Source organism: Bradyrhizobium sp. Kon58, from assembly GCF_055807455.1.
The window spans coordinates 86,881-111,865 of sequence record NZ_JBVVOT010000020.1; the positions used below are offsets into that span (position 1 = coordinate 86,881).

The window sequence follows — 24,985 nt, forward strand, 5'->3', positions numbered from 1 at the left end:
GCAGAATTTCAGGAAATTAGGTCTTGGGGCGGGCTTGGCTCAGCGGGTGAACACCCGCTGCTGCTGCGGCCGGCGGCCAACCGGTGCCGGCGGTGGGGTCGGGGCTCCGAACAACCGCTCGAAGAAATTCGGGCCGGACGAGCCGCCATTGTTGGCCGCCAACACGCCGTTCGGCAGCGTCGTTGCCGGGCGTGAATAGCTCGGCTGGGAGTGCGCGACGACGTTCTCGAGATCTTTGCCGCGAACGTTCTTCAGGATGTTGATCATGGTCGCGTCGCGGCCATAGACGTCCTTGCGGAATTGCAGCTTGCCGCCATCGTCCACGAATGCGGTCTGATAGGTGATGTTGACCGGGATCGGTGTCGGGAATTTCAGGTCGATCTCGCTCTTGCCGTACATGCTGCGGATGCGTTCCGGCGTGTACTTCTCGTTCGGCATCGCGATGTTGAGCAGGACCGAGGCGTACTGATCCGGGTTCTGCACGCGCATGCAGCCGTGGCTGAAGGCGCGTTCGTCCCGGGCGAACAGGTTCTTGTCCGGCGTGTCGTGCTGATAGACCAGGAACTTGTTCGGGAAATTGAAGCGGATGCGGCCGAGTGCATTGGCTTCACCGGGCGGCTGCGAGATGTGCACGGAGCCGTCGCGGTTCTGCTCGAGCTTGAGGCCCATGCGCTGGAGCACGGTCGGGTCCTGCTGAAGCGCCGGCAGATATTCGTTGTAGACGATCGACGGCGGCACGTTCCAGGTCGGATTGACCGTGATGTACTTCATCGTCTCGGTGAGCAACGGGGTCGCATGCGTACCGGGCTTGCCGGTGACGACGCGGGTGGTCCAGACCTGCTGGCCGCGCTGCATCACCTTCAGCGTGTAGTCGGGAATGTTGAGGATGACGTAGGCGTCGCCGAGCGAGGGCGCGCCCAGGTCGCGCGGCAGCCAGCGCCAGCGCTCCATGTTCACCAGCACCACGTCGATCTGCTTGTCGCGCTTCGGGGTGTTGATCGCCTTGACCGTCTTGTCGTCGAGGATGCCGGTCGCCTTGAGCTCGGCGCTGTTCTGGAACTTGCGCACGGCTTCGGCGACCGCCGCGTCATAGCGGGTGTCGTTGGCGTTCTCCGCGATGCCGAGCTTGGCGCGCAGCTGCGGCACGCGCGGATCTTCAACGACGATTTCAGCCTGCTTCTTGCCGGCCGGGGTGTATTTCAGCGTCGGACCATCGGCGATCTCGATCGCCGGGCCGTTGCCCTGGCCGCGGAGCTCCGCGAGCTTCGCCTTCAGCTCCTTGTAGAGCTTCTGCGGCGGATTGTAGCTGTCGAGCGCCGCGGAGGCGTCCGCCGCCGTCGTGACCTTGGCGAGCACCTCGTTCGGATCAACCGGATGCTCGGGATAGAGGATGTCGCCGCTGACCTGCGACCAGTGCATGCGGCCGCTCTGAGCCTGGCGCGCATAGTCGAACATGCTGGCGGTGAGCTTGAGCTCGGCATCGGCGAGCGTATCAGGTGTCGTGGCTGCCGCGAAGTCCGGCAGCGGGTAATCGGCGGGATTGAGACCGTCGGACGCTGCGTCCTTCAGCCGTGCGATCACGCCCTTGGCCGCAGCGGTCAGGCTGCCGGCCTGGGTCCAGACCGGCGCGAAGTCGCGTGCACCGTAAAACTTCTCGATCGCCGCGCGCTCGTTCTTGCGGTCGAAATAGCGCGAAGTCTTGGCGCCGATGATGTCCTTGAGCTTGTCGGCGACCGGCTGGTCGGCGGCGGGAACGTTGCTCGCGGCCTTCACCGGCTCCGAGGCCGGAGCCGCAGCGGTGGCGGGCGCGGCCGGCGTTGTCGCCGTGTCGGCCTTGGCAGGTTCGGCCTTGGCAGGTTCCGTCTTCGCCGTCTCGCTCTTCGGCGCCTCGGTCGCCGGCGTGGTGGCGACGTCGGAAGGCTTGGTCTCGACCTTGTCCGGCGCGGGAGCGGCTTCGGCCTTCACGGGTTCCTTGACCGGCTCCTTTGCCGAGTCCTGAACCGTGGCGGTGGCGTCGAGCTTGATGTCGGATGCGGTCGGGGGCGGGACGTTTGCGGGTTCGGGGCGCGGGATCGCGGCTTCGATCGCGAGCTCGGCAGCGCTGCTGCGCGCCTGATCCTGCGCCAGGGCCGAGCTGGCCGATACCGTGAGGAAGGTCGCCGCGACCGTCATCAAGACACGGTCAAAGCCTGCACGGTGGTTCAAACAGTCACGCATTGTGTCGCACCCCTCGGGTGAACTGTCCCCCGTGGAACAGCTTCGTTATCGCCTATTGAGCTTCGGCTAAACCGCGCCGGCCTCTCGAAAGTTGCACGCCTGCACGCAACGAATCCTACGCAGACGATATACAGGCCCCGATTTCGCAGCCAGCGCTACCCGGGACAACTCACGACAAACTGACTTCAAGCAAGCCTCTTGGCAACGGATTGTGCGCTTCTGCCACGCGCTTTTCCCTGTGTCTGTCACTTCCAAGTCACGGTTCAAATCGCAGTCGAATTCCGTCGTCGTACGAACGGCTTACAGTCGTATCGCTCCGCCCGGACGAACCTCCGTTCGCGTCAGGCTCAGTGCGTCTCCTCACCGCTTTTGCCGCCATGGCCGGGAACCCCGGCCTCATCGAGTTTGCGGTAGAGGGTGGACCGGCCGATTTTGAGGCGGCGGGCGACCTCGGACATCTGCCCGCGGTAATGCGAGATCGCGAAACGGATGATCTCGTTCTCGATGTCCTCCAGCGGCCGGACGTCGCCGGTCGCGGTCAGCATGGAGAGAGCACCCGCTTGCGGCAGCGGTGCGATCGGTATGTCATTACCCGACACGACGGAGGGGGCCGCGATTGGCTCCAGCATCAGCGGCGCGGTCGGAATGTCTGTTCCCGGATGCGGCTGCGAGGCGATCAGGGGGAAGTCGTCGAGGCCAAGCTGGTCGCCGTCGCTCATCACCACGGCGCGATAGACCGCGTTTTCGAGCTGGCGGATGTTGCCGGGCCAATCGAGCTGGGCAAGGTGCGCAACGGCCTCGCCGCTGATGCCGGTGATGGGGCGGTTCTCCTCGGCGGCAAAGCGCGCCAGGAAATGCCTGAGCAGATGCGGAATGTCCTCGCGCCGGGCGCGCAGCGATGGGATCGTGAGCGGCAGCACATGCAGGCGATAGAACAAGTCTTCCCGGAAGTGGCCCTGCTTGACCCGCTCAAGCAGCCTGCGGTTGGTCGCCGAGATGATGCGGACGTCGACCTTCACGGGTTTGCGGCCGCCGACCGCCTCGACCGCGCCTTCCTGGAGCGCGCGAAGCAGCTTGACCTGCGCGCTCAGCGGCAGCTCGCTGACCTCATCCAGGAACAGCGTGCCGCCATGGGCTTCGACGAACTTGCCGGTGTGGCGTTCGGTGGCGCCGGTGAAGGCACCCTTCTCGTGACCGAACAGGATGGACTCGACGAGGTTGTCGGGGATCGCGCCGCAATTGACCGCGACGAACGGCTTTGCCTTGCGCTCGCCGCTACCATGGATGGCGCGCGCGAACATCTCCTTGCCGACCCCGGACTCGCCCTCGATCAGCACCGGGATCGATGAGTTTGTTGCTTTCTGCGCCGCGCGCATCACGCCCGCCATCGCCTCGGCGCGGGTGATGATGTCGGAGAAGGTCAGCCGGCCCTCGCGGCTGTGACGGATGCGCTGCAATTCGCCCTTGAGCGCGGACGAATTGAGCGCGTTGCGAAGGGAGACCTGGAGCCGCTCGAGGCCGACCGGCTTGACCACGAAATCGGCCGCGCCCGCGCGCATCGCCGAGATCACATTGTCGATGCCGCCATGGGCCGTCTGCACGATGACGGGGATGCTGAGACCCGCTTCGCGGATTTTCGCCAGCACGCCCATGCCGTCGAGGCCGGGCATCACGAGATCGAGGATGACGCCGTCGATGGCCGCGTCAGGGGCGGTGAGGGCGGCAATCGCCGCGTCGCCGGAGTCCACCACGATCGTCTCATAGCCGCATTTCTGCACCATGTTTTCGACCAGCCGGCGGGCTACAGCGTCGTCGTCGGCGATCAAAATACTGGCAGCCATGGTGTTCCCCGCACGCTACTACTATCTGTCTCGAATCGGGGCACTCTGGCCGAAGCCGATTAACGCACTGTTAAATCCTGATGCCCCCGCCCGCCGTCGCGATTGTTGAACACAGGTTTCCCACACAATGAATTCGCGCTCCAAGTCTGCAGTTAAGAAGTCCGCCGCTAGCAAGCCCGCTCTCCGCAAGCCGAACACCAAGACATCCGCAGCCAAGGCAAAACCCTCCAAGCGTTCACCCGCCAAGCCTTCGCTTGCCAAGCCTTCATCCGCAAAGCCTGCGAGCAAGACCGGCAAGCTTCCGGAGTGGAACCTCGCCGACCTCTATTCCGGGATCGATGCGCCGGAAGTGGCGCGCGATCTCGCAAAGATGGATGCCGATTGCGTCGCGTTCGAGACGGACTACAAGGGCAAGCTCGCAACAGGAACAGCAAAGGAAGATGGCGGAAAATGGCTCGCTGAAGCCGTGCGACGCTATGAGGCGATCGACGACCTCGCCGGCCGTCTCGGCTCCTTTGCCGGTCTCGTCCATGCCGGCGACAGCGTGGACCCCAAGATTTCAAAGTTTTACGGCGACGTTTCCGAGCGCCTGACGGCGGCATCGACGCATCTGCTGTTCTTCGCGCTCGAGCTCAATCGCGTCGATGACGATATTTTGAACCGCGCGATGCAGGCCACCGAGCTCGCGCACTACCGTCCCTGGATCGAGGATCTGCGCAAGGAGAAGCCGTACCAGCTCGACGACAAGCTCGAGCAGCTCTTCCTGGAGAAGGCGCAGACCGGATATTCCGCCTTCAACCGGCTGTTCGACCAGACCATCTCGGGCTTGCGCTTCAAGGTCGGGCCCAAGGAGCTCGCGATCGAGCCGACGCTCAATCTGTTGCAGGACCGCGAGGGCGCCAAGCGCAAGGCCGCGGCAGAGGCGCTCGCAAAGACCTTCAAGGCCAATGAGCGCACCTTTGCGCTGATTACTAACACTCTGGCCAAGGACAAGGACATCTCCGACAGCTGGCGCGGCTTCAAGGACGTCGCGGATTCCCGGCATCTGAACAACCGCGTCGAGCGCGAGGTGGTGGATGCGCTGGTCGCCTCGGTCCGCGCGGCCTATCCAAAATTGTCACATCGCTACTACGCGCTGAAGGCACGCTGGTTCGGCAGGAAGCGCCTGGCCTATTGGGACCGCAACGCGCCGCTGCCTTTTGCGGCGACCGACGTGATCGGCTGGGGCGACGCGCGAAACATGGTGCTCACCGCCTATCGCGGCTTCTCGCCAAAGATGGCTGACATCGCCGAGCGCTTCTTCACCGACCGCTGGATCGACGCGCCGGTGCGCCCGGGCAAGGCGCCGGGTGCCTTCTCGCATCCGACCACGCCGTCCGCGCACCCCTACGTGCTGATGAACTACCAGGGCAAGCCGCGCGACGTGATGACGCTCGCCCATGAGCTCGGCCACGGCGTGCATCAGGTGCTGGCGGCCAGGAACGGCGCGTTGATGGCGCCGACGCCGCTCACGCTGGCGGAGACCGCGAGCGTGTTCGGCGAGATGCTGACCTTCCGGCGGCTGCTGGCGCAGACCAGGAGCCCAAAGCAGCGCCAGGCGCTGCTCGCCGGCAAGGTCGAGGACATGATCAACACCGTGGTGCGGCAGATCGCGTTCTATTCCTTCGAGCGCGCGGTCCACACCGAACGCAAGAACGGCGAGCTCACCGCGACGCGGCTCGGCGAGATCTGGCTCTCTGTTCAGGGCGAGAGCCTGGGGCCGGCAATCGAGATCAAAGCGGGCTACGAGAACTACTGGATGTACATCCCGCACTTCATCCATTCGCCGTTCTACGTCTACGCTTATGCGTTCGGCGATTGTCTCGTGAACTCGCTCTACGCCGTCTACGAGAATGCGGCCGAAGGCTTTGCCGAGCGTTATCTCGACATGCTCGCCGCCGGCGGCACCAAGCATTATTCCGAACTGTTGCGGCCGTTCGGACTCGACGCCAAGGATCCAAAGTTCTGGGACGGCGGCCTGAGCGTCATCGCCGGCATGATCGACGAGCTGGAAGCGATGGGCTGAGGCGGCGCTGTCGATCCTACGTCGGAGCGGTGCGGATGGGACCTCGCGAAGGGTCCGTCAACGGAAGCGGGTCTCCGACGGAACTGTAGCGGCTCATTCGGCCATCTCGCAGCCGCAGCATGCCAGGCTGGTGGCCTCGAAATGCTTCGGGAGGAAGTTGAACGTTCGCCTGCGCCCGTAGACTAATCTTCTGCGTACTAATTCCTTCGTATGCAATTTTTAATTGATTGTGCGAGGCGCTGGGGAGGCGGACGTGGCCAGCGAAAGCGATCTTCGGCAGACGGAAGTCTTTGAGCCGAACTTGACGGCGGCAAACGATGAAACGGGGTGGTCCACCCAGTTCAGCCGGATCATCGAGACCGAATTCGCGGCCATCAACAGCCGGCGCGCGGCGTTGGAAGCCGACCGCATCAAGGGGCTCGACGCAGGCCCTCGCGAGGGTTCTTCGCCCGATTCCGGGAAACCATTCGTTCCCGTCATCCCGGCAAAGCGCGACGTCAACGACGTCGTCGGGCTCGCGCTGTCCGGCGGCGGCATCCGTTCGTCCGCCATATGTCTTGGCGTATTGCAGGCCCTCAATCATTACGAACTGATCAAGCGCATCGACTATCTGTCGACGGTCTCTGGCGGCGGCTATATCGGCAGCTCGCTCAGCGCGACGATGACTGCGGCGAACAGGTTCGTCTTTGGCGAGCAGCCGCTTCCCGGCTCGACTGACCGTGCAAGCGAAATCAGCGACACGCAGGCCGTGGGCCATATCAGGAACTATTCCAACTATCTGATTCCGGCCGGTGCGCGCGACCTGCTGACCGGCATTGCCATCGTCGTCCGCGGGCTTGTCGCTAATGTTGGCTTCGTGCTGCCGGTGGTTCTTCTGCTCGTCGCGCTGACAATCATCTCGAATCCGGCAAGGTCGTGCCTCTATGCGCCCAATCTGTTCGGGGTCAACGTTCTTGACGGACAAGTCTTTTCCTTCATCGGCAATTATCCGGTCATAAAGACGTTCGGATTCTCTCTGGCCGGTGCCTTTCTCGCAGTTGTCTTTCTGATCGTCGGCGTGATTCATCGCATGATTTGGCCGGTCAATCGCCGCGAGTTCTTTACTTATCTCGTCGGCATCTCGCTCGTCATGGGCCTGATCTGCAACGCCGCGCACTACTTTCCGATCGCGCATTTTGCGCTCACGCTTTCCTCGACGCTGTTGGGCCTCTTGCTGTTCCTGCTGTGGGCGCTGCGGCGCTCGTTCCTGCCGGACGATCGTCTCCAGGAGTTCCGTGGCCATCTGCCGACCATGGGTGCGACCTATCTGGTGCTGGTCGGTGCGATCGCCTTCTTCGAATTCCAGCCCTTCATGATTGCGCAGATGTTTGGCGTGGCGGAGGGGAGCGGGACCGATCAGGCGGCGGGACTGGTTGCCGGTGTTGTGGTTGGGTGGGTCAAGTCACTTGCAGCGGTCACCACGCCGATTGCAGCTCTCGTGACGGTGTTCCGGCAGCAACTGGGCGGTCTTTTGAAGGGCGCGGGTGCGTCGGATCTCACCTCCCGCATCCTTGCCTATGTCGCCAAGGCGGCAGTCTGGATCGCAGGGTTGGCGCTGCCGCTGCTGATCTGGATCGGCTATCTCTATCTTTGCTTCTGGGGCATCGCGAACGACAAGGCGGTTGGCGCCAATAGCCGGCAGTGCGATGTCAGCGGTTGGAGCGCGGATCCCATGACCGCGCCGGTCGAAGCCGCGCCTGCCAGCCTGTCCGGCAAGGTTCAGTTCAACTCGGAAGCCAAGACATTGTCGGCCGAGATTGCCAGCAAGGACGGCGCAATCGTTGCGGCTCCGGCGAAGGTCGACGTGGCCTCGCACATCCCGCATTGGCTGCTGGCCGCAGCGAAGCCGTTCGGCGATCCCAATCCCGACCATTGGTCGATGACGCTGCTCGGCTATTACAGGATTTCCAACAACATCAACCTGCCGATGGGGGTATTGTATTTTACCGTCGCGCTCGTCTTATTGATCGTATCGCTCATCATGCGGCCGAATGCCAATTCGTTGCACAGGCTGTATCGAGACCGGCTGAGCAAGGCCTTTCTTTTCCGCCCTGATATGCCCAAGCGGCGTATGGCCAAGGACGTCCCGAGCCTCGATCAGGGGCGCGATTTCCCCGAACTCGACCTCAAGCTGAGCGATTTGTGCCCGAGAGAGACCGCACAGGACGGGACAAGGACCTATCAGCTGGCGGCGCCCTACCATCTGATCAATGCCGCGCTCAACATCCAGGGCTCGGATTATGCCAACCGGCGCGGCCGCAATGCGGATTTCTTTCTGTTCTCGCCGGTATGGTCCGGCAGCGAGGCGACCGGCTATTGCGACACCGCCAAGCTCGAGCAGAAAGAAAGCGGACTCGATCTTGCGACCGCGATGGCCATTTCAGGAGCCGCCGCCTCGTCCAATATGGGATCGAACTCGATCAGGCCGCTGACGCCGACGCTCGCGCTCTTGAATGTACGGCTCGGCTATTGGCTGAAGAATCCACAATATGTCGATGATCGGGAGCGGCCGCAGCATCGCTCGACGCTGTATCTATGGTCGGAAATCTCGGGTCGGCTCTACGAGAATGCGGACGCGGTCTACCTGACCGACGGGGGGCATATCGAGAATCTCGGTGTCTACGAATTATTGCGCCGGCGCTGCAAGGTGATCATCGCGGTCGATGCGGAAGCCGATGCGCCGATGAATTTCGGCTCCCTGATGACATTACAGCGTTACGCCCGCATCGATCTCGGCGTCCGGATCAACCTGCCATGGCAACCTATTCGCGATCGCACGCGCGCGCTGATGGCGCGCAATGCCGACCGGAAGACCGAGTTGACGGCGCAGGACAAGGCGGACGACGCTTCGCAGGATCACGTCCACGTCGCCATCGGCGTCATCGATTACGGAGCCGAGCAGAACGGCTATCTCATCTACATCAAATCCTCGCTCACCGGCGACGAGAACGACTACATCTGCGACTTTGCCCGACGCAACGACACCTTCCCGCATGAAGCGACGGGCGATCAGTTCTTCTCGGAGGAACAGTTCGAGGTCTACCGCGCGCTCGGTTTCCACATGACCCATGGTTTCCTCAACGGCGAGCTTCCGGTGTCCGTCGGCTCGGGAACAGGACGACGGACCGCGAACTTCACCAAGGGAGGAGATCCGGTGGTCGATGCGGTCCGCGAGGCGCTCGGCCTTCCGGCGTTGCCGCGACAGGCCGCGACCGCCACGGGCACCATGATTGATCAAGGCTGAGCGGCTCTCGCGCCGAGCTTTCCCGCCAATCGGAATTCCAAATGACCTGATTTGCCGGGAAACCGCGCCTGCCTGCCGTTGCCCTGCCCGAAAGTTTGCGGTATCCCAGCCATGAAATTCGACTTTCGACTGGGGACAATTCATGGCCGACCATAGCGAAGTGGCGTACAGCACCGCCGACGGCAACGACTACGTTGCCCACGAGCAGACCTACGAGGGCTTCATCAAGCTGGTGAAGTACGGCACGGTCTCGGTCGCGCTTATCGTGATCCTGATGGCGATCTTCCTGACCTGATCCATCGTCTGCAGCACCGCCAGCGTCGTCGGTGCCCATAAAATTTGCAATCAAGCCGGATTGAAAACCGGTATCCAACGTTGCGGGAGTAACGCTAAGTTCGCGTGCGCGCTTCTTCCCGCGTCGCCGGAGGGCCTATGAAGATCGCCGTTGCCAAGGAAATCGATCCGTCGGAGCCGCGGGTCGCCGCTTCGCCGGATACGGTGAAGAAGTTCAAGGCGTTAGGCGCCGAGATCGCCATCGAGCCGGGCGCCGGCCTCAAGTCGGGTCTGCCGGACTCCGAATTCACCGCCGTGGGCGCCACCGTCAGCGCCGACGCGCTGAAGGACGCCGACATCATCATCAAGGTGAAGCGCCCCGAAGCCTCCGAGTTGGCGCAGTACAAGCGCGGCGCGCTCGTCATCGCTATCATGGACCCCTACGGCAACGAGGCCGCGCTGAAGACGATCGCCGATGCCGGCGTCTCCGCCTTCGCGATGGAATTGATGCCGCGCATCACGCGCGCGCAGGTGATGGACGTGCTGTCCTCGCAGGCCAACCTTGCCGGCTACCGCGCCGTGATCGAGGGCGCGGAGGCCTTCGGACGCGCCTTCCCGATGATGATGACCGCGGCCGGCACGGTGCCCGCCGCCAAAGTGTTCGTGATGGGCGTCGGCGTCGCCGGCCTTCAGGCGATCGCGACCGCGCGCCGTCTCGGCGCCGTCGTCACCGCGACCGACGTCCGGCCCGCCACCAAGGAGCAGGTCGAATCGCTCGGCGCAAAATTCCTCGCCGTCGAGGACGAGGAATTCAAGAACGCGCAGACCGCCGGCGGCTACGCCAAGGAAATGTCCAAGGAGTACCAGGCCAAGCAGGCCGCGCTCACCGCCGAGCACATCAAGAAGCAGGACATCGTGATCACCACCGCGCTGATTCCGGGCCGGCCGGCGCCGAGGCTCGTCACCGCCGACATGGTCAAGTCGATGAAGCCGGGGTCGGTGCTGGTCGATCTCGCCGTCGAGCGCGGCGGCAATGTCGAAGGCGTCAGGGCGGGCGAGGTCGCCGATGTCGATGGCATCAAGATCGTCGGCTACACCAACGTCGCCGGCCGCGTCGCGGCGTCGGCCTCCAGCCTCTACGCGCGCAATTTGTTCAACTTCATCGAGACGATGGTCGACAAGACCAGCAAGGCGCTGGCCGTGAACTGGGACGACGAGCTCGTCAAGGCGACCGCGCTGACCAGGGACGGCGCCGTCATCCACCCGAATTTCCAGCCGAAAGCATAAGGAGAGCCGTCATGGAGCATATTGCACAAGTCGTCGATCCCTTCGTCTTCCGGCTGTCGATCTTCGTTCTCGCCGTCTTCGTCGGCTATTTCGTGGTGTGGTCGGTGACCCCGGCGTTGCACACGCCGCTGATGAGCGTGACCAATGCGATCTCCTCGGTGATCGTGGTCGGCGCGCTGCTCGCGGTCGGCGTCGGCATGATTTCGAGCGGCTCAGGCTGGGCGCGCGGCTTCGGCTTCATCGCGCTCATTTTTGCCTGCGTGAATATCTTCGGCGGCTTCCTTGTCACCCAGCGCATGCTGGCGATGTACAAGAAGAAGGTGAAGTGAGCGGCGTGCACCTCGGGGTGACAAAGACAAAGGGGACCTGAGATGAACGCCAATCTGGCTGCAGTTCTGTATCTCGTGGCGGGTGTGCTGTTCATCCTGTCACTGCGCGGGCTGTCCAGCCCCGCCTCATCGCGGCAGGGCAATTTCTTCGGCATGATCGGCATGGCGATCGCGGTCGCCACCACACTGGCCAGCCATCCGCCGGCGGACGGCCTCGCCTGGATCCTCGTGATCCTTGGCATCGCGATCGGCGGCAGCGTCGGCGCGGTGATCGCGCGCCGCGTGCCGATGACCTCGATGCCGGAACTGGTCGCCGCGTTCCATTCGTTGGTCGGCATGGCCGCGGTGCTGGTCGCCGCCGGTGCGTTCTACGCGCCGGAGGCCTTCGACATCGGCAGCCCCGGCAGCATCCATCCGCAGAGCCTGGTCGAGATGTCGCTCGGCGTCGCCATCGGCGCGCTGACCTTCACCGGCTCGGTGATCGCGTTCCTGAAGCTGTCCGCGCGGATGAGCGGTGCGCCGATCATCCTGCCGTTCCGCCACATCATCAACATCGCACTCGCGATCGCGCTCGTCGTCTTTATCGTCGGGCTGGTAATGACGGGCAGCGCGCTCGACTTCTGGCTGATCGTCATCATCGCGCTGGCGCTCGGCGTCCTCATGATCATCCCGATCGGCGGCGCCGACATGCCGGTCGTGATTTCGATGCTGAACTCGTACTCGGGCTGGGCCGCGGCCGGCATCGGCTTCACGCTCGGCAACTCCGCGCTGATCATCACCGGCGCGCTGGTAGGATCAAGCGGCGCGATCCTGTCCTACATCATGTGCCACGCGATGAACCGCTCCTTCATCTCGGTCATCCTCGGCGGCTTCGGCGGCGAGACCGCGGCGGCCGGCGGTGGCGGCGGCGAGCAGAAGCCGGCCAAGCTCGGCTCGGCCGACGATGCGGCCTTCATCATGAAGAACGCGCAGAAGGTCATCATCGTGCCCGGCTACGGCATGGCGGTGGCGCAGGCCCAGCATGCGCTGCGCGAAATGGGCGACATCCTGAAGAAGGAAGGCGTCGAGGTGAAATACGCCATTCACCCGGTCGCGGGCCGCATGCCCGGCCACATGAACGTGCTGCTGGCCGAAGCCAACGTGCCCTATGACGAGGTGTTCGAGCTCGAGGACATCAACTCCGAATTCGCGCAGGCCGACATCGCCTTCGTGATCGGCGCCAACGACGTCACCAATCCAGCGGCCGAAGAGGACAAGACCTCGCCGATCTACGGCATGCCGGTGCTCCAGGTCTGGAAGGCCGGCACCGTGATGTTCATCAAGCGCTCGCTCGCTTCGGGCTATGCCGGCATCGATAATCCGCTGTTCTATCGCGACAACACCATGATGCTGCTCGGCGACGCCAAGAAGGTCACCGAGAACATCGTCAAGGCGATGTAGCGCGGAGGCAAACGGGCCATTGCCAAAGTGACGCGCGAGCAGCGCGTCGCATGGCAGACCGCTCATTGGGCGGCGTGCGGCCGGCGCGCCTCCCGCGATGTCATGAAATTGCTGCGGAGCCGGTGCAAGCCCTGAACCGGGGCCAAGCCGCGTCATCATGACCATCGTCAAGTGGATCGCCATCCTGTTCGTGACCGTCTATTGCGCCGGTCTCCTCGTGCTGTATGTCAGGCAGCGCGAGATGCTGTTTCCGATCCCGCCCGTCGGCCGCACCGCGCCGGATGCCGCAGGCCTCCCTGAGGCCGAAGAGCATGTCCTGACCACCTCCGATGGCGAGAAGGTCATCGTCTGGCACGTGCCGGCGAAGCCCGGTCGTCCCGTGATCCTGTATTTTCCGGGCAATGGCGATTATCTCGCCGGTCGCATCAGCCGTTTCAAGGCCATGACGGCGGACGGCACCGGCCTCGTCGCGCTGTCCTATCGCGGCTATGCCGGCTCGAGCGGGGCGCCGAGTGAGGCCGGCCTGCTGCGCGATGCCGCGGCAGCCTACGCCTTCACCACCGCGCGCTACGCGGCGGAACGAATCGCCGCCTGGGGCTTTTCGATCGGGACCGGCGTCGCTGTCGCGATCGCCTCGGAGCATCGTGTTGGAAAACTCATCCTGGAAGCGCCCTATACATCGACGGCCGACATTGCAGCTTCATCGTTCTGGTACGTTCCGGTGCGCCTGCTGATGCGCGATCCATTTCATTCCGACGAGCGTATCCCGCGCGTCACTGTGCCGCTATTGGTGATGCATGGCACCGATGACCTTGCCATTTCGATCGTGTTCGGAGAGCGTCTGTTCGCGCTTGCGCACGAACCCAAGCAGTTCGTTCGCTTTCCAGGCGGTGGACACGATAATCTCGATGCATTCGGTGCGATTGAAACGGCGAGGCGCTTCATTGCTTTGTAGACGACTTGTCGTTCGGCGCGCGAGCGGGTTCATTGCCGCGATCCTCGTCGTGTTGTTGCCACAGCACGCATGGGCTGCGACCGGGCTCGACGGCGCGGCGATGGGCTGGCCCTATGCGCTGCCCTTTGCCAGCCTCCTGCTGTCGATCGCGCTTGGCCCGCTGCTCTTTGCAAAAATCTGGCACCATCATTACGGCAAGATCGCCGCGGCCTGGTCGCTGCTGGCACTCGCCTCGCTGGTCATCCTTGCCGGGAGCATGGCGACGTTGGCTGCGCTGGTTCACGCAATGCTCGCCGAGTATCTCGGCTTCATCGTGCTGCTGTTCTCGCTCTATGTCGTGGCGGGGGGCATTCTCGTGACGGGCGACATCAAGGCGACGCCGGCGGCCAACGCCGGCATCCTCGCGCTCGGTACGGTGATGGCGAGCGTGGTCGGCACCACGGGGGCGGCCATGATCCTGATCCGCCCTCTGATCCGCGCCAACCGGCCGCGGCGCTACAACGCTCACGTCGTCATCTTCTTCATCATCCTGGTCGCCAATGTCGGCGGCGCGCTGAGCCCGCTCGGCGATCCCCCGCTGTTCGTCGGCTTCCTGCACGGTGTCGACTTCTTCTGGACCACGCGGACCATCTGGCTGCAGACCGCGATCGTTGCCGGACTGCTGCTCGGGATCTTCATCGTCATCGACGTCTGGCGCTTCCGTAGTGAACCCTTGCCCGGCGCTGCCGGCGCCGCGAAGCCGGTCCGCATCCGCGGCCTCGTCAACCTGGTGCTGATCGCAGCCATCGTCGGGAGCCTGCTGGCCTCGGCGATGTGGAAGTCCGGCATCGCCTTCGACATTCTCGGAACAAGGCTGGAGCTGGAAGATATCGCTCGCAACGCGGCGCTGCTGGCGATAGCGGGCCTGTCGGTGTGGTTGACGCCGGACGAGCACAGGCAGGCCAACGGCTTCACCTGGGAGCCGATCCGCGAAGTCGCAAAGCTGTTCGCCGGCATTTTTATCGCGATCATCCCGGTCATCGCCATGCTCAATGCCGGCCATCACGGCGCGTTCGCCTGGCTGCTGTCGGCCGTGACGACGCCGGACGGCACGCCGCGCGAGGTTGCCTATTTCTGGTTTACCGGCCTGATGTCGGCGTTCCTCGACAATGCGCCGACCTATCTGTTGTTCTTCGAGTTGGCCGGTGGGGACCCGCAGGTGATGATGCACGAGCTCTCGGGTACGCTCGCCTCCATCTCCATGGGCGCAGTCTACATGGGCGCGCTCACCTATATCGGTAACGCGCCGAATTTCATGGTGAGCAGCATCGCTCGCGAGAACGGCATCGAGATGCCGAGCTTCTTCGGCTATTTCGTGCGCGCCAGCGCGGTGCTGATCCCGCTGTTCGTGCTGCTGACGCTGCTGCCGTTCGCTCCGATCCTGCGCTGGCATTGAATCCGCCAGCCGATTTGCTACTGCTCGACCGAGACAATTGGAGCCGATGGATGAGCGCGCACAATCCGATGCCTCGGTCGGCCTGGATCTTTCCGGCGCTGGCCGTGCTGCTGTTTGCGGCCGTCAGCGCGACGGGGTATGTGTTCACGCTGTCGTTCGGCGGGCTCGTCTTCGCCCTCGTGCTCCTCGTCATCCTGTTCGGCACGGTGTTTGCCGCGGTCCATCATGCCGAAGTGATCGCCGAGCGGGTCGGCGAACCCTACGGCACGCTGGTGCTGACGCTCGCGGTGACCATCATCGAGGTGGCGCTGATCACCACCATCATGCTGGGCGAGAAGCCGGCCCCGGAATTGGCGCGCGACACCGTGTTCGCCGTGGTCATGATCGTCTGCAATGGCCTCGTCGGGCTCTGCATCTTCATCGGCGGCTTGCGCTATCGCGAGCAGGGCTTTCAGCTCTCCGGCGCCAACGTTTATCTCAGCGTGCTGTTCGCGCTCGCGACCATCACCCTGATCATGCCGAACTACACCACCACCACGCCGGGCCCGGTCTATTCGGCAGTTCAACTCGGCTTCGTCGACGTGGTCACGCTCGCGCTGTATGGGGTGTTTCTCTACACCCAGACCGTACTGCACAAGGATTACTTCGTTCACGAACGGGCGGGTGGCGGCAGCGGCGAGGCGCATCTGTCGGGAAGGACCCTGGTGCTCAGCATCGTGCTGCTGCTGATCGCGCTGCTGGCGGTCGTGCTGCTGTCCAAGAAATTCTCGCTGGTGGTCGACGCCGTCGGGGCCAGGATCGGTGCGCCGCCTGCCTTTGCCGGACTTCTGGTCGCGCTCCTGATCCTGCTGCCGGAAGGCGTCGCGGCGGTGTCGGCTGCCCGCAAGAACGACCTCCAGAAGAGCATCAATCTCGCGCTCGGCTCGTCGCTCGCCACAATCGGGCTGACCATCCCGGCCGTCGGTGTCGCCACCTATGCACTGGACAAGGAGCTCACGCTCGGCCTCAGCGAGCAGGGCAGCGTGCTTTTGCTCCTGACCTTCTTCCTGAGCATGCTGACCTTCGGTACGGGCAGGACCAATGTCCTGTTCGGGCTGGTCCATATGGTGGTATTTGCCGTCTACGTGTTCATGGTTTTCGTGCCCTGAACCGGTTTTCCGGATATGCCCCAGGAGAGTTCCAATGCTTGCCGCGAAGTCCGAAGTTCAGGTCGACAATGACAAGGTTCGGGTGACCGAGTGGCGGCTCGCTCCAAACAGCGCCACCGGGCATCACACCCACGGCATGGACTACGTCATTGTTCCCGTGGTCGCAGGGGAAATGACCATCGTGGCCCCCAGTGGCGAGCGGTCCAAAGCACAGCTTGCGGCTGGGAAATCCTATTTTCGCAAGGCCGGCGTCCAGCACGACGTGCTTAACGAAACCGCAACCGAGATCGTGTTCCTTGAGGTCGAGCTGAAGCCGTAATTCCGGCGTACCCCTTTGCCATTGATCTGTCGCAGTTGATCCCTCACTATGCCTCAAAGTTCCCGCATCAGATCGCGCGGGGAGTGGCCGGAATGCTGAAATACATCGCTAAAATCTCGATGGACATCTTCCCCTCGGTGCTCGCAACGATCATCGGGGCGTACATCGTTAATCATTACATCAACGCCAAGCCGGCGGCGGATGCACCCGCGGCCGTGACGGCGCCGGCCGAGGCTGGCAAGAACGGCAAGCCCGCCGATGTGGCCAACCTCCCCGCGCCCGGCGTCAAGGCCAAGGGCATTTCCGAGAAGAAGGTGACGGACAAGCCGGCGACCGAGAAGGCTGCCGATCAGCCCGCTGCGGAGCCGAAGACCTCGACGGCGGACGTGGCACCGGCCGAGGCCGCGCCGCGCGGCAAGCCGTCCGCGCGCGAGAAGGCGGTTGCCAAGTCCACCCCGGCCGTCAGTGCACCCGCTCCCGTCACCCCGGTGGTGGAGGCCAATTCGGCGCCGGCTGCTGCCGCGCCGGCCGCAACCCCCGATGCCAACGATCTCGTGCGCGCCGCGATCGAGCGCCTGCGCAAGTCGCCTGAGAGCAAAGCGGCTGAGGCCAAATCTTCCGACGCAAAGTCTTCCGACACAAAGGCTTCCGACAATAAGTCTTCCGAGACCAAGTCGCCCGAGAAGACCCAGGAGCCTGCGGTGCGTGAAGCCGCCCGCACCCCGGAGGCCCCGCGTGTCATTCCCGTGGATACGTCATCGGTGCGTCCGTTGCCGCCGCCGATCACGGTCTCGACACCCGCAGCCGAGGCCTATGGCGGCCCGTCGCAGCCGAGCCCGCCCTACACGGCCTCGGTCGGCAACGAGAACCCGAATCGGCTGACGCCGCCGGCTGATATTCCGGTCCCGATGATCGCGCCCCCGCTCGATCTGCGCGCCGATGCCGGCGCCTCCATGCCGCGGCCGAAGACCAATGTCGCCGACGACATGCTGTCGGGCGTCAAGTCCATGTTCCATTCCGTTCTGCCGAAGAGCGTCACCCCGGATTAAGACGGCGCCTGCGCTGCGCCAGAATCGTCAGCCGCCGACGCGGGCGAGGCCGCTGCGGGCGACGTCGTCGCGTGGACGAAGCGAGACCGCCTTGGTGTAGGACGCCGCCGCCTTGGTCCTGTCGCCCAGTCGTTCATAGGCTTGCCCGCGTATGGTCCAGACCTGGGCATTGTGGGGATCGGCCTCGGAAGCCTCATCCAGGTCGGCCGCGGCCTCCTTGACCTTGCCGAGGGCGAGATAGCTGATGGCGCGGCCGAGCAGCGGGTCGACCTTCTGCGGGTTTAGGCCGCTCGCGGCGCTGAAATCGGCGATCGCGAAATCGTGCTGGTTCTTGCCCTGGTAGATCAGGGCGCGGCCATAGAGCGCCTGCGCATTGTAGGGATCGAGGTCGACCGCGTGATTGAATTCATCGAGCGCAGCCGCCGTCTCGCCGGACTTTGCCAGGGCCTGGGCCTTTGCCGTATGGGCCTGGGCTTCACTGACATTGCCGGCGCTGACCACGTTTTCGGCGGTCGCAGCTCCCTTGGGTGCCTCCTGCGGCTTCTCCTTCTCCGGCGTCAGCGATCCCAGGTCGAAGGAGCAGCCGCACAGCGAAATCCCCATCAAGGCCAGCGCAAACGGCTGCAGCAAGATCCGGCGTAACCGCGCCAAGCCGCGCTTGGGGAAAGGGGAGGCCATCTACGGTTCGCTCGCGCTGGTGCCGCATCGGTAGTGCCCCATCCCAGGAAGGCACCGTTCACAAAACAATAACGCGGGCCAGGGGCCCGCGTTATCGAAAACTGAAGTCTCTCAAATTCGGTAAATCAGCGCGGTCCGCGCGGACCAGCACTTGCGCCGGCACCAGCACCGGGGCCACCGCGACCGCCACGATCACCGCCGGGGCCGGCGCCGAACACCGGCTTTGGCTTCATCGGCAGCAGGCCTTCGCGCTGCAGCTTCTTGCGGGCCAGCTTGCGTGCGCGACGCACGGCTTCGGCCTTTTCGCGGGCCTTCTTCTCGGAGGGCTTTTCGTAGTGACCGCGGAGCTTCATCTCGCGGAAAATACCCTCGCGCTGCATCTTCTTCTTCAGCGCCTTGAGGGCTTGGTCGACATTGTTATCGCGAACGAGAACCTGCACGCGGCATCCTCTTCAGTGGATCGGATTTGAATTCTGGTAAGTCAAAGGGGATGGCGAAACGCACAAGCCCTTAACCTTGAGGGCGCGGATGTATCAGACAAAACTTGGGATGTCCACCGGCCAAGCGGGGTTTCGGGCCAAGTTCAGCCATTAAATGAGGCGAAATACCTCTGTGCGGCCCTGATTTGGGAGATTTGACGCCAAGGGTGGGGCCGTTTCCGGAGCTTTGGTCCGGAATCTTTGAAAGCAGGGGACGACACATGGATATGAAGAAATACGCGGCCGAGGCTATCGGCACCTTTTGGCTCACATTCGCAGGTTGCGGGAGCGCGGTGATCGCAGCCGGCTTTCCGCAGGTTGGCATCGGCCTGGTCGGTGTCTCCCTCGCGTTCGGGCTCAGCGTGGTCACCATGGCCTACGCGATCGGCCACATCTCAGGCTGCCACCTCAATCCGGCCGTCACCGTCGGTCTTGCCGCCGGCGGACGTTTTCCGGCCGGACAGATCCTGCCTTATGTGATCGCACAGGTGGCCGGCGCGATCGTGGCCGCGTGGCTTCTCTACGTCATCGCAAGCGGAGCTCCCGGCTTCGACGTCAGCAAAGGATTCGCGTCCAACGGCTACGACGCCCATTCTCCCGGCCAGTACAGCATGATCGTGTGCTTCCTCACGGAGGTGGTGATGACCATGATGTTCCTGTTCATCATCATGGGCGCCACCCACGGCCGTGCGCCCGCGGGTTTTGCGCCGCTGGCGATCGGACTCGCGCTCGTGATGATCCATCTCGTCAGCATCCCCGTCACCAACACCTCGGTGAACCCGGCGCGCAGCACGGGGCCTGCATTGTTCGTCGGCGGCTGGGCGCTGTCGCAGCTCTGGCTGTTCTGGGTCGCGCCGCTGATCGGCGGCGCGCTGGGCGGGGTGATCTATCGCTGGCTCAGCGACGAACCCACCGGCGTCGTCGCTGGCGCAAAGACGGCGTAATCGAAAAAGCGGGATCGCGGCATGCGCCGCGGTCCCGTCAATCGCCGGTCGTGGGTCGCACTTCGGTGACGTGCCCCATCTTGCGGCCGGGGCGCGGCGCGCCCTTGCCGTAGATGTGCACGGTCGCGCCCGGCACGCTCAGCCACTTGCCATATTCGTTGATCTCGTCGCCGATCAGATTGGTCATGGTGACGACCTCGCCGTGGCGCACGGGCTTGCCGAGGGGCCAGCCGGCAATGGCGCGGATGTGCTGCTCGAACTGCGAGACGGAGGCGCCGTCGAGCGTCCAGTGTCCGGAATTGTGCACGCGCGGAGCGATCTCGTTGACCAGCACCTTGGGTCCGGTGCCGTTGGCGAGCACGAACATCTCGACGGCAAGCACGCCGACATAATCGAGCGCGCCCGCGATCTTGCCGGCAATGCTGCGCGCTTCCTCGGCGAGCACGTCCGGGATTCGGGCGGGCGCTCGGGAGATCTTCAGGATGTGGTCGCGGTGCTCGTTTTCGGTGACGTCGAAACACTCGACCTGGCCTGTCGCGGAGCGGGCAGCGATCACGGAAATCTCACGTTCGTACGGCACGAAGGCTTCCAGGATGGCCGATTTGGTGGCGAGACTGGTCCACACTTTCGCGACGTCGTCGCCCTCGCGAATGATGGCCTGGCCCTTGCCGTCATAGCCGAAGCGGCGGGTCTTCAGCACTGCCGGAAGGCCGATCCTGGCGATAGCCTCGCGCAATGACGGGACCGAGGTGACGTCGGCATAGGCTGCGGTGCCGATGCCCAGCCGCGTCACGAAATCCTTCTCGGCGAGCCGGTCCTGGGTGGTCTCGAGGATCTTGCGGTTGGGCAGCACGGGACGGCGCGCATCCAGCACCATCGCGGCCGCGGACGGCACGTTCTCGAATTCGTAGGTGATGACATCGACGTCGTTGGCGAACAGCTCGAGTGCTTCGACATCGGCATATTCGGCGCAGGTCGCATTCAGGACGACGTCGAAGGCCGGTGAATCCGGATCGGGCGAGAACACCTGGCAGCGCAGGCCGAGCCGTGCCGCCGCCATAGCCAGCATCCGCCCTAATTGTCCGCCGCCGAGAATGCCAATGCTGTCGCCGGGCTTCAGCTTCACCTGCTTTGCGTCAGTCACGCCTTGTCCTCCGGGCGTTCGGCCACGGCCTCGGTCTGCGCCTTGCGCCAGGCGGTGAGGCGATCGGACAAGGGCGGGTCGGATAAGGCGAGCACGGCGGCCGCCAACAGCGCCGCATTGACGGCGCCGGCCTTGCCGATGGCGAGGGTGCCGACCGGGATGCCCGCGGGCATCTGGACGATCGAATAGAGCGAATCGATACCCTTGAGCGTCCTGGATTCGATGGGAACGCCGAACACGGGCAGTTCCGTCAGCGCTGCCGCCATGCCGGGCAGGTGCGCAGCGCCGCCCGCGCCGGCGATGATGACCTTGTAACCGGCCCCCTTGGCGCCCTTGGCGAACGCAAACAGCCGGTCGGGGGTGCGGTGTGCCGAAACGATGCGGGTGTCGGCGACAACGCCGAGCGCTGCAAGCGTGTCGGCGGTATGCCGCATCGTGTCCCAGTCCGACTGGCTTCCCATGATGATGGCGATTGGCGCTGTCATGACGTCAATTGTGCTCGAAAAACAGGAAGATAGGCCAGATTAGCGGTTCCGGCCGGTTGCTCGCAAGGCGGTGGCAAGGAGAAGGGAATGCACTATCCTGTCTTGGTGAATCCCCGCAAGCCTTCATTGAGCAGGATGCCCATGAAGAAACCAAAAAGGGCGAGCGCTGCGAAGGCCAAAAAGGGCCCGAAAACCAGCGCCGGTCGCTCCAAAGTTGCTCCCAAGCGTCTGGCCAAGGGTCGGGCCAAGAGTCCGACCAAGAGTCGGGCCAAGCTTCCGGCGCGGCGCGGGGCGTCGGCCGCTGGCGGCGCCAAAGGGGCTATGAAGCCGGCCGTCAACGCGACCATCCGCGACCTCCGGAGCAAGCTCAAGGGGGCGCTGCGGCGGGTCGCGGAGCTCGAGGCAGCCGCCGACACTGACTTCCTGTTGGAAATTCCGAACCGGCGCGGCTTCGAACGCGAGCTCGCTCGCGCCGTCGCCTACATGAAGCGCTACCGCGCCAGCGGCGCGCTGATCGTGCTCGACGTCGATCGGCTGAAGCCGATCAACGATTCCTTCGGCCATGCGGCCGGCGACGAGGTGCTGAAGGCGATTGCCACCACGCTGACGCGGCAGATCCGCGCCTCGGACGTGGTGGGCCGGCTCGGCGGCGACGAGTTCGCGCTGCTGCTCTGGAATCTCAGCGAGACCGACGCCAAGGCGAAGGCCGCGGCTTTCGAGCAGGCCGTCGACGAATTGTCCTTTGTCTTTCGCGGCCAGCACGTGAGCGCTGGCGCTTCCGCCGGCGTCGCCCTGCTTGGAGTGCAGTCCGACGCCACGCGGGCCCTGGAGGAGGCCGATGCCGCCATGTATGTGCGCAAGGCGCACCGGCGGCACGAGCCGCGCATCAGGCTCGTCAGCAGCTAGTTAAAGTGTGCCGAGGTCTTTCGGTACGTTGCCGAAGCTGCGGAGCAGTTTGGCGTCGCCAAATTCGCCGGTCATGGGATCGCCGCTGCGGCTGAACGCGACGGCGCCGGTGTGGCCGGCGCCGTGCGACATGATCTCGGCGCGCCGTAACGCGGCCGCCGCGCTCTGGCATTCCTCGGCCGCACCTGCGACCGGCGAGCCGTCCTCGTCGGTCAGGAAAGGTAATGCAACGTAATAGGTGACATCGGACATGGTCGGCTCCGATAGCTGACAGTCAGGCGGCGCTGCTCTTGCTGCGCGAGGTCTCCGGAATGCAACCTGCGGAAACCGCCGCCTGCAATTCCTCCAGCTCGGCCTCCAGATATTCATTGGCCATGATCAGCGCCTTGATGGTGCTGCGCAGATTGCCGTCGCACATCGCGATCGCCTGATCACAGGCTTGTTCATAATGGCCGTTGTCGAGAAGGGCGGCTGCCGACATCTGCGTTTTCCTTGGACGGTTTTCCCGGGGGCGTTGGTGCCCAAATGTTCTTATTTTGTTCCTTTCGAGTCAAGCGGATTCACATGCGGCGGGTCGCCGTGAGCTGTCCTCCTGTGGATCAGGCGATGATATCGGGCGTGATCTGGTCTTCGATGAACGCGATACGGTCACGCAACAACAGCTTGCGTTTCTTCAACCGCTGTAACCGCAACAGGTCGGGGGCGGGCGATTGATGCAGTGCATCGATCGCCGCATCAAGATCTCGGTGTTCCTGGTGCAACCGGGCGAGCTCGGATTCGAGTTCGCGCGCATCTTCATTGGTCATGTCTGCGGTGGCCGAAAAACCGATAGGCGTGAGATTAAGGCTGTGGATGCCCTGTGGAAACTATCGTCCTTGCGCGCCGTGATCGCAAGCGATCTCGGGCTGTCCCGCGTCGATCTCCCGCGGGATATTTCTGCGGTCGCTCCGACGTTGCGCAAGCGCATTGATATCACGGATTTTTCCCGCGTGGTTCCCTTACTCACGCTTCGTTACATATGAATTTTCAAAAATGACAGTGCGACGACGGATACCCATCGACAGAACGAATCGGTGATGTACACTTCGTCGTCCGGTCGAATCCAAGGTTCACCCCTACCGAGGAGGTTTCGAATGACAATTCAGGCACATCTGGTTGAATTGGAACGGAAGCATAAAACTCTCGAAAACGAATTGCACGAAGCTCTCGTGCACCTTTCAACAGACGACCTGCAAATTGTTGAGTTGAAGCGCCGGAAGTTGATGGTCAAGGACCAGATCGAGCGTCTAAGGCACGGCGACACGCTCCACTAGTAACCCCGTAACAGTGTAGAGTTGATCGCACCCTTCAAGCAGGGATGAGAGCCTTTGCGCTCATCCCTGCTGTAAGGTGCGCACCGTGCAAGGATTGCGCGGCTCTAGCTTCTTGTCTGGACGCGGTTCTTTACGCGCAACCGGAATCCAATTCGCTCTAAACCACTAGATGTTTGCGAGCTCCGCGACGTGATCCGCGATCGCGAGCGATGACGTCAGTCCGGGCGACTCGATGCCGAACAGATTGATCAGGCCGTCGACGCCGTGATCGCGCGGGCCCTGCATCAAGAAATCCTGCGTGGCCACCGCCGGCGGCACGATCTTCGGGCGGATGCCCGAATAGCTCGGCATGAGCGCACCGTCAGGCAGCGTCGGCCAGTATTTGCGAATGGCCGGGTAGAAGCGCTCAGCGCGTGACGGGTCGACCTCATAATCGATCGTCTCGATCCACTCGACGTCGGGGCCGAAACGTGCCTGCCCGGCCATGTCCAGCGTCAGATGCACCCCTAGCCCACCGGGCTCGGGCACCGGATAGATCAGGCGCGAGAACGGCGCCCTGGCATTGCAGCTGAAGTAGTTTCCCTTGGCGAGGTAGGCCGTTGGGATCCGTTCCAGCGGCATGCCCTCAATGTTGCGCGCCACATTGGTCGCCGAGAGCCCGGCGGCGTTGACGAGGAGGCTGCATTGCAGCGTCATCGGCGCTTCGCCGCCCGCCTCGATCTCGATCACGCCAGCGGTCGCCTTGGCACGGATCAGCGGGGTGTGGAACGCGAAGGCCGCGCCCGCGTCCTCGGCTTCGCCGCGCAGCGAGAGCATGTAGGCGTGGCTGTCGATGATGCCTGTCGACGGCGACAGCAGCGCGGCGTCGCAGGCGAGCGCCGGCTCCAACGCACGTGCCGCATCGCCCGTGAGCAACTGCATGTCGAGCACGCCATTGGCCTCGGCATGCGCCTTGATCGATTGCAGCTTCTCGGTCTCTTTCGGATTGGTCGCGACGATCAGCTTGCCGCAATTCCTGTGCGGGATGCCGCGCTCGGAACAGTAACGGTAGAGCGCGTGCTTGCCGTCGACGCACATGCGCGCCATCCAGCTTCCGGCGCGGTAGTAGATGCCGGCATGGATCACCTCGCTGTTGCGCGAGGAGGTGATGGTGCCGATGGCCTCGGCTTGCTCGAGCACGATCACCTCGCGCCCGGCTTGCGCCAGCTTTCGAGCCACCGCGAGCCCGATCACGCCGGCTCCGATGACGACGCAGTCGACCCTATCCATGGTTGTGCAGGACATCCGCTCGAAGCGACGAAGGCCTCACGCCTGGGAACGGCGGCGCGGGGGCGTTTTCCGTTAAGGAAGCATTTATCATGTCAGGGCAATTGCCGTATTTGATGCCACATTGTT

At 63.7% G+C, this 24,985-nt stretch carries 24 protein-coding genes; 14 read left to right on the plus strand and 10 right to left on the minus strand.

What is annotated here, in order from left to right; all coding sequences use genetic code 11:
* Nucleotides 1-39: 39 nt before the first annotated feature.
* Nucleotides 40-2,217: a L,D-transpeptidase family protein gene (locus AC0L20_RS27505; RefSeq protein ID WP_473293852.1), complete on the minus strand. Its 2,178-nt coding sequence runs from the start codon at nt 2,215-2,217 to the stop codon at nt 40-42.
* 347 nt (nt 2,218-2,564) lie between these two features.
* Nucleotides 2,565-4,058, minus strand: a complete 1,494-nt coding sequence (locus tag AC0L20_RS27510; RefSeq protein WP_473293853.1) for a sigma-54-dependent transcriptional regulator — start codon at nt 4,056-4,058, stop codon at nt 2,565-2,567.
* A gap of 127 nt (nt 4,059-4,185) precedes the next feature.
* Here AC0L20_RS27510 and AC0L20_RS27515 point away from each other — a divergent pair, with 127 nt between their 5' ends.
* From AC0L20_RS27515 to AC0L20_RS27565, 11 genes are all read left to right on the plus strand, one after another.
* Nucleotides 4,186-6,123, plus strand: a complete 1,938-nt coding sequence (locus AC0L20_RS27515; protein WP_473293854.1) for a M3 family oligoendopeptidase — start codon at nt 4,186-4,188, stop codon at nt 6,121-6,123.
* Between the two features lie 253 nt (nt 6,124-6,376).
* Entirely contained in the window at nt 6,377-9,406 is a 3,030-nt protein-coding gene (locus AC0L20_RS27520; protein ID WP_473293855.1) for a patatin-like phospholipase family protein, read from the plus strand.
* A 142-nt stretch (nt 9,407-9,548) separates the two neighbouring features.
* Nucleotides 9,549-9,701 (plus strand): aa3-type cytochrome c oxidase subunit IV, encoded by a 153-nt coding sequence (locus AC0L20_RS27525; RefSeq protein WP_007596280.1) that lies wholly within the window; start codon nt 9,549-9,551, stop codon nt 9,699-9,701.
* A 137-nt stretch (nt 9,702-9,838) separates the two neighbouring features.
* Entirely contained in the window at nt 9,839-10,966 is a 1,128-nt protein-coding gene (locus AC0L20_RS27530; protein WP_473293856.1) for a Re/Si-specific NAD(P)(+) transhydrogenase subunit alpha, read from the plus strand.
* A gap of 11 nt (nt 10,967-10,977) precedes the next feature.
* The gene (locus tag AC0L20_RS27535) at nt 10,978-11,295 is read left to right on the plus strand and encodes a proton-translocating transhydrogenase family protein (RefSeq protein ID WP_007596278.1); all 318 of its coding nucleotides are present in this window, start codon (nt 10,978-10,980) and stop codon (nt 11,293-11,295) included.
* Between the two features lie 42 nt (nt 11,296-11,337).
* Complete coding sequence (locus tag AC0L20_RS27540; protein WP_473293857.1) at nt 11,338-12,735, plus strand: NAD(P)(+) transhydrogenase (Re/Si-specific) subunit beta; 1,398 nt, start codon at nt 11,338-11,340, stop codon at nt 12,733-12,735.
* 157 nt (nt 12,736-12,892) lie between these two features.
* Nucleotides 12,893-13,690: an alpha/beta hydrolase gene (locus AC0L20_RS27545; RefSeq protein WP_473293858.1), complete on the plus strand. Its 798-nt coding sequence runs from the start codon at nt 12,893-12,895 to the stop codon at nt 13,688-13,690.
* Entirely contained in the window at nt 13,644-15,125 is a 1,482-nt protein-coding gene (locus AC0L20_RS27550) for a sodium:proton antiporter (protein ID WP_473293860.1), read from the plus strand. The genes AC0L20_RS27545 and AC0L20_RS27550 overlap by 47 nt, the downstream gene beginning before the upstream one ends.
* A gap of 50 nt (nt 15,126-15,175) precedes the next feature.
* Nucleotides 15,176-16,273, plus strand: coding sequence for a calcium:cation antiporter (locus AC0L20_RS27555; protein WP_473293861.1), 1,098 nt, complete (start codon nt 15,176-15,178; stop codon nt 16,271-16,273).
* Nucleotides 16,274-16,307: 34 nt separating this feature from the next.
* Nucleotides 16,308-16,592, plus strand: a complete 285-nt coding sequence (locus AC0L20_RS27560; protein ID WP_473293862.1) for a cupin domain-containing protein — start codon at nt 16,308-16,310, stop codon at nt 16,590-16,592.
* A gap of 92 nt (nt 16,593-16,684) precedes the next feature.
* Nucleotides 16,685-17,641: a hypothetical protein gene (locus AC0L20_RS27565; protein WP_473293863.1), complete on the plus strand. Its 957-nt coding sequence runs from the start codon at nt 16,685-16,687 to the stop codon at nt 17,639-17,641.
* A 27-nt stretch (nt 17,642-17,668) separates the two neighbouring features.
* Here the strand turns inward: AC0L20_RS27565 and AC0L20_RS27570 are convergent, their stop codons facing one another.
* Both AC0L20_RS27570 and rpsU read right to left on the minus strand, forming a co-directional pair.
* Nucleotides 17,669-18,319 (minus strand): tetratricopeptide repeat protein, encoded by a 651-nt coding sequence (locus AC0L20_RS27570; RefSeq protein WP_473293864.1) that lies wholly within the window; start codon nt 18,317-18,319, stop codon nt 17,669-17,671.
* Nucleotides 18,320-18,444: 125 nt separating this feature from the next.
* Nucleotides 18,445-18,759 (minus strand): 30S ribosomal protein S21, encoded by a 315-nt coding sequence (gene rpsU, locus AC0L20_RS27575; RefSeq protein ID WP_007614218.1) that lies wholly within the window; start codon nt 18,757-18,759, stop codon nt 18,445-18,447.
* A 260-nt stretch (nt 18,760-19,019) separates the two neighbouring features.
* Between rpsU and aqpZ the strand changes: the two genes are divergently transcribed.
* Entirely contained in the window at nt 19,020-19,742 is a 723-nt protein-coding gene (gene aqpZ, locus AC0L20_RS27580) for an aquaporin Z (protein ID WP_247401078.1), read from the plus strand.
* A gap of 37 nt (nt 19,743-19,779) precedes the next feature.
* Here the strand turns inward: aqpZ and AC0L20_RS27585 are convergent, their stop codons facing one another.
* Together AC0L20_RS27585 and purE are read right to left on the minus strand one after the other, a co-directional pair.
* The gene (locus tag AC0L20_RS27585; RefSeq protein WP_473293865.1) at nt 19,780-20,886 is read right to left on the minus strand and encodes a 5-(carboxyamino)imidazole ribonucleotide synthase; all 1,107 of its coding nucleotides are present in this window, start codon (nt 20,884-20,886) and stop codon (nt 19,780-19,782) included.
* The gene (gene purE / locus AC0L20_RS27590; RefSeq protein WP_473293866.1) at nt 20,883-21,371 is read right to left on the minus strand and encodes a 5-(carboxyamino)imidazole ribonucleotide mutase; all 489 of its coding nucleotides are present in this window, start codon (nt 21,369-21,371) and stop codon (nt 20,883-20,885) included. The genes AC0L20_RS27585 and purE overlap by 4 nt, the downstream gene beginning before the upstream one ends.
* Nucleotides 21,372-21,512: 141 nt before the next feature.
* Here purE and AC0L20_RS27595 point away from each other — a divergent pair, with 141 nt between their 5' ends.
* Nucleotides 21,513-22,277: a GGDEF domain-containing protein gene (locus AC0L20_RS27595; RefSeq protein WP_473293867.1), complete on the plus strand. Its 765-nt coding sequence runs from the start codon at nt 21,513-21,515 to the stop codon at nt 22,275-22,277.
* Here the strand turns inward: AC0L20_RS27595 and AC0L20_RS27600 are convergent, their stop codons facing one another.
* The 3 genes from AC0L20_RS27600 to AC0L20_RS27610 form a co-directional block, all read right to left on the minus strand.
* Nucleotides 22,278-22,529, minus strand: a complete 252-nt coding sequence (locus AC0L20_RS27600; RefSeq protein ID WP_027570367.1) for a hypothetical protein — start codon at nt 22,527-22,529, stop codon at nt 22,278-22,280.
* Nucleotides 22,530-22,551: 22 nt separating this feature from the next.
* Nucleotides 22,552-22,758 carry a hypothetical protein gene (locus tag AC0L20_RS27605; RefSeq protein WP_027519981.1) on the minus strand — a complete coding sequence of 69 codons (207 nt, stop codon included), beginning with the start codon at nt 22,756-22,758 and terminating at the stop codon, nt 22,552-22,554.
* 118 nt (nt 22,759-22,876) lie between these two features.
* Nucleotides 22,877-23,083, minus strand: coding sequence for a YdcH family protein (locus AC0L20_RS27610; protein ID WP_027519980.1), 207 nt, complete (start codon nt 23,081-23,083; stop codon nt 22,877-22,879).
* 327 nt (nt 23,084-23,410) lie between these two features.
* Between AC0L20_RS27610 and AC0L20_RS27615 the strand changes: the two genes are divergently transcribed.
* Entirely contained in the window at nt 23,411-23,590 is a 180-nt protein-coding gene (locus tag AC0L20_RS27615) for a YdcH family protein (RefSeq protein WP_007596254.1), read from the plus strand.
* Between the two features lie 165 nt (nt 23,591-23,755).
* Here AC0L20_RS27615 and AC0L20_RS27620 read toward each other — a convergent pair whose 3' ends face one another.
* Nucleotides 23,756-24,859 (minus strand): NAD(P)/FAD-dependent oxidoreductase, encoded by a 1,104-nt coding sequence (locus AC0L20_RS27620; RefSeq protein ID WP_473293868.1) that lies wholly within the window; start codon nt 24,857-24,859, stop codon nt 23,756-23,758.
* Nucleotides 24,860-24,985: the final 126 nt, after the last annotated feature.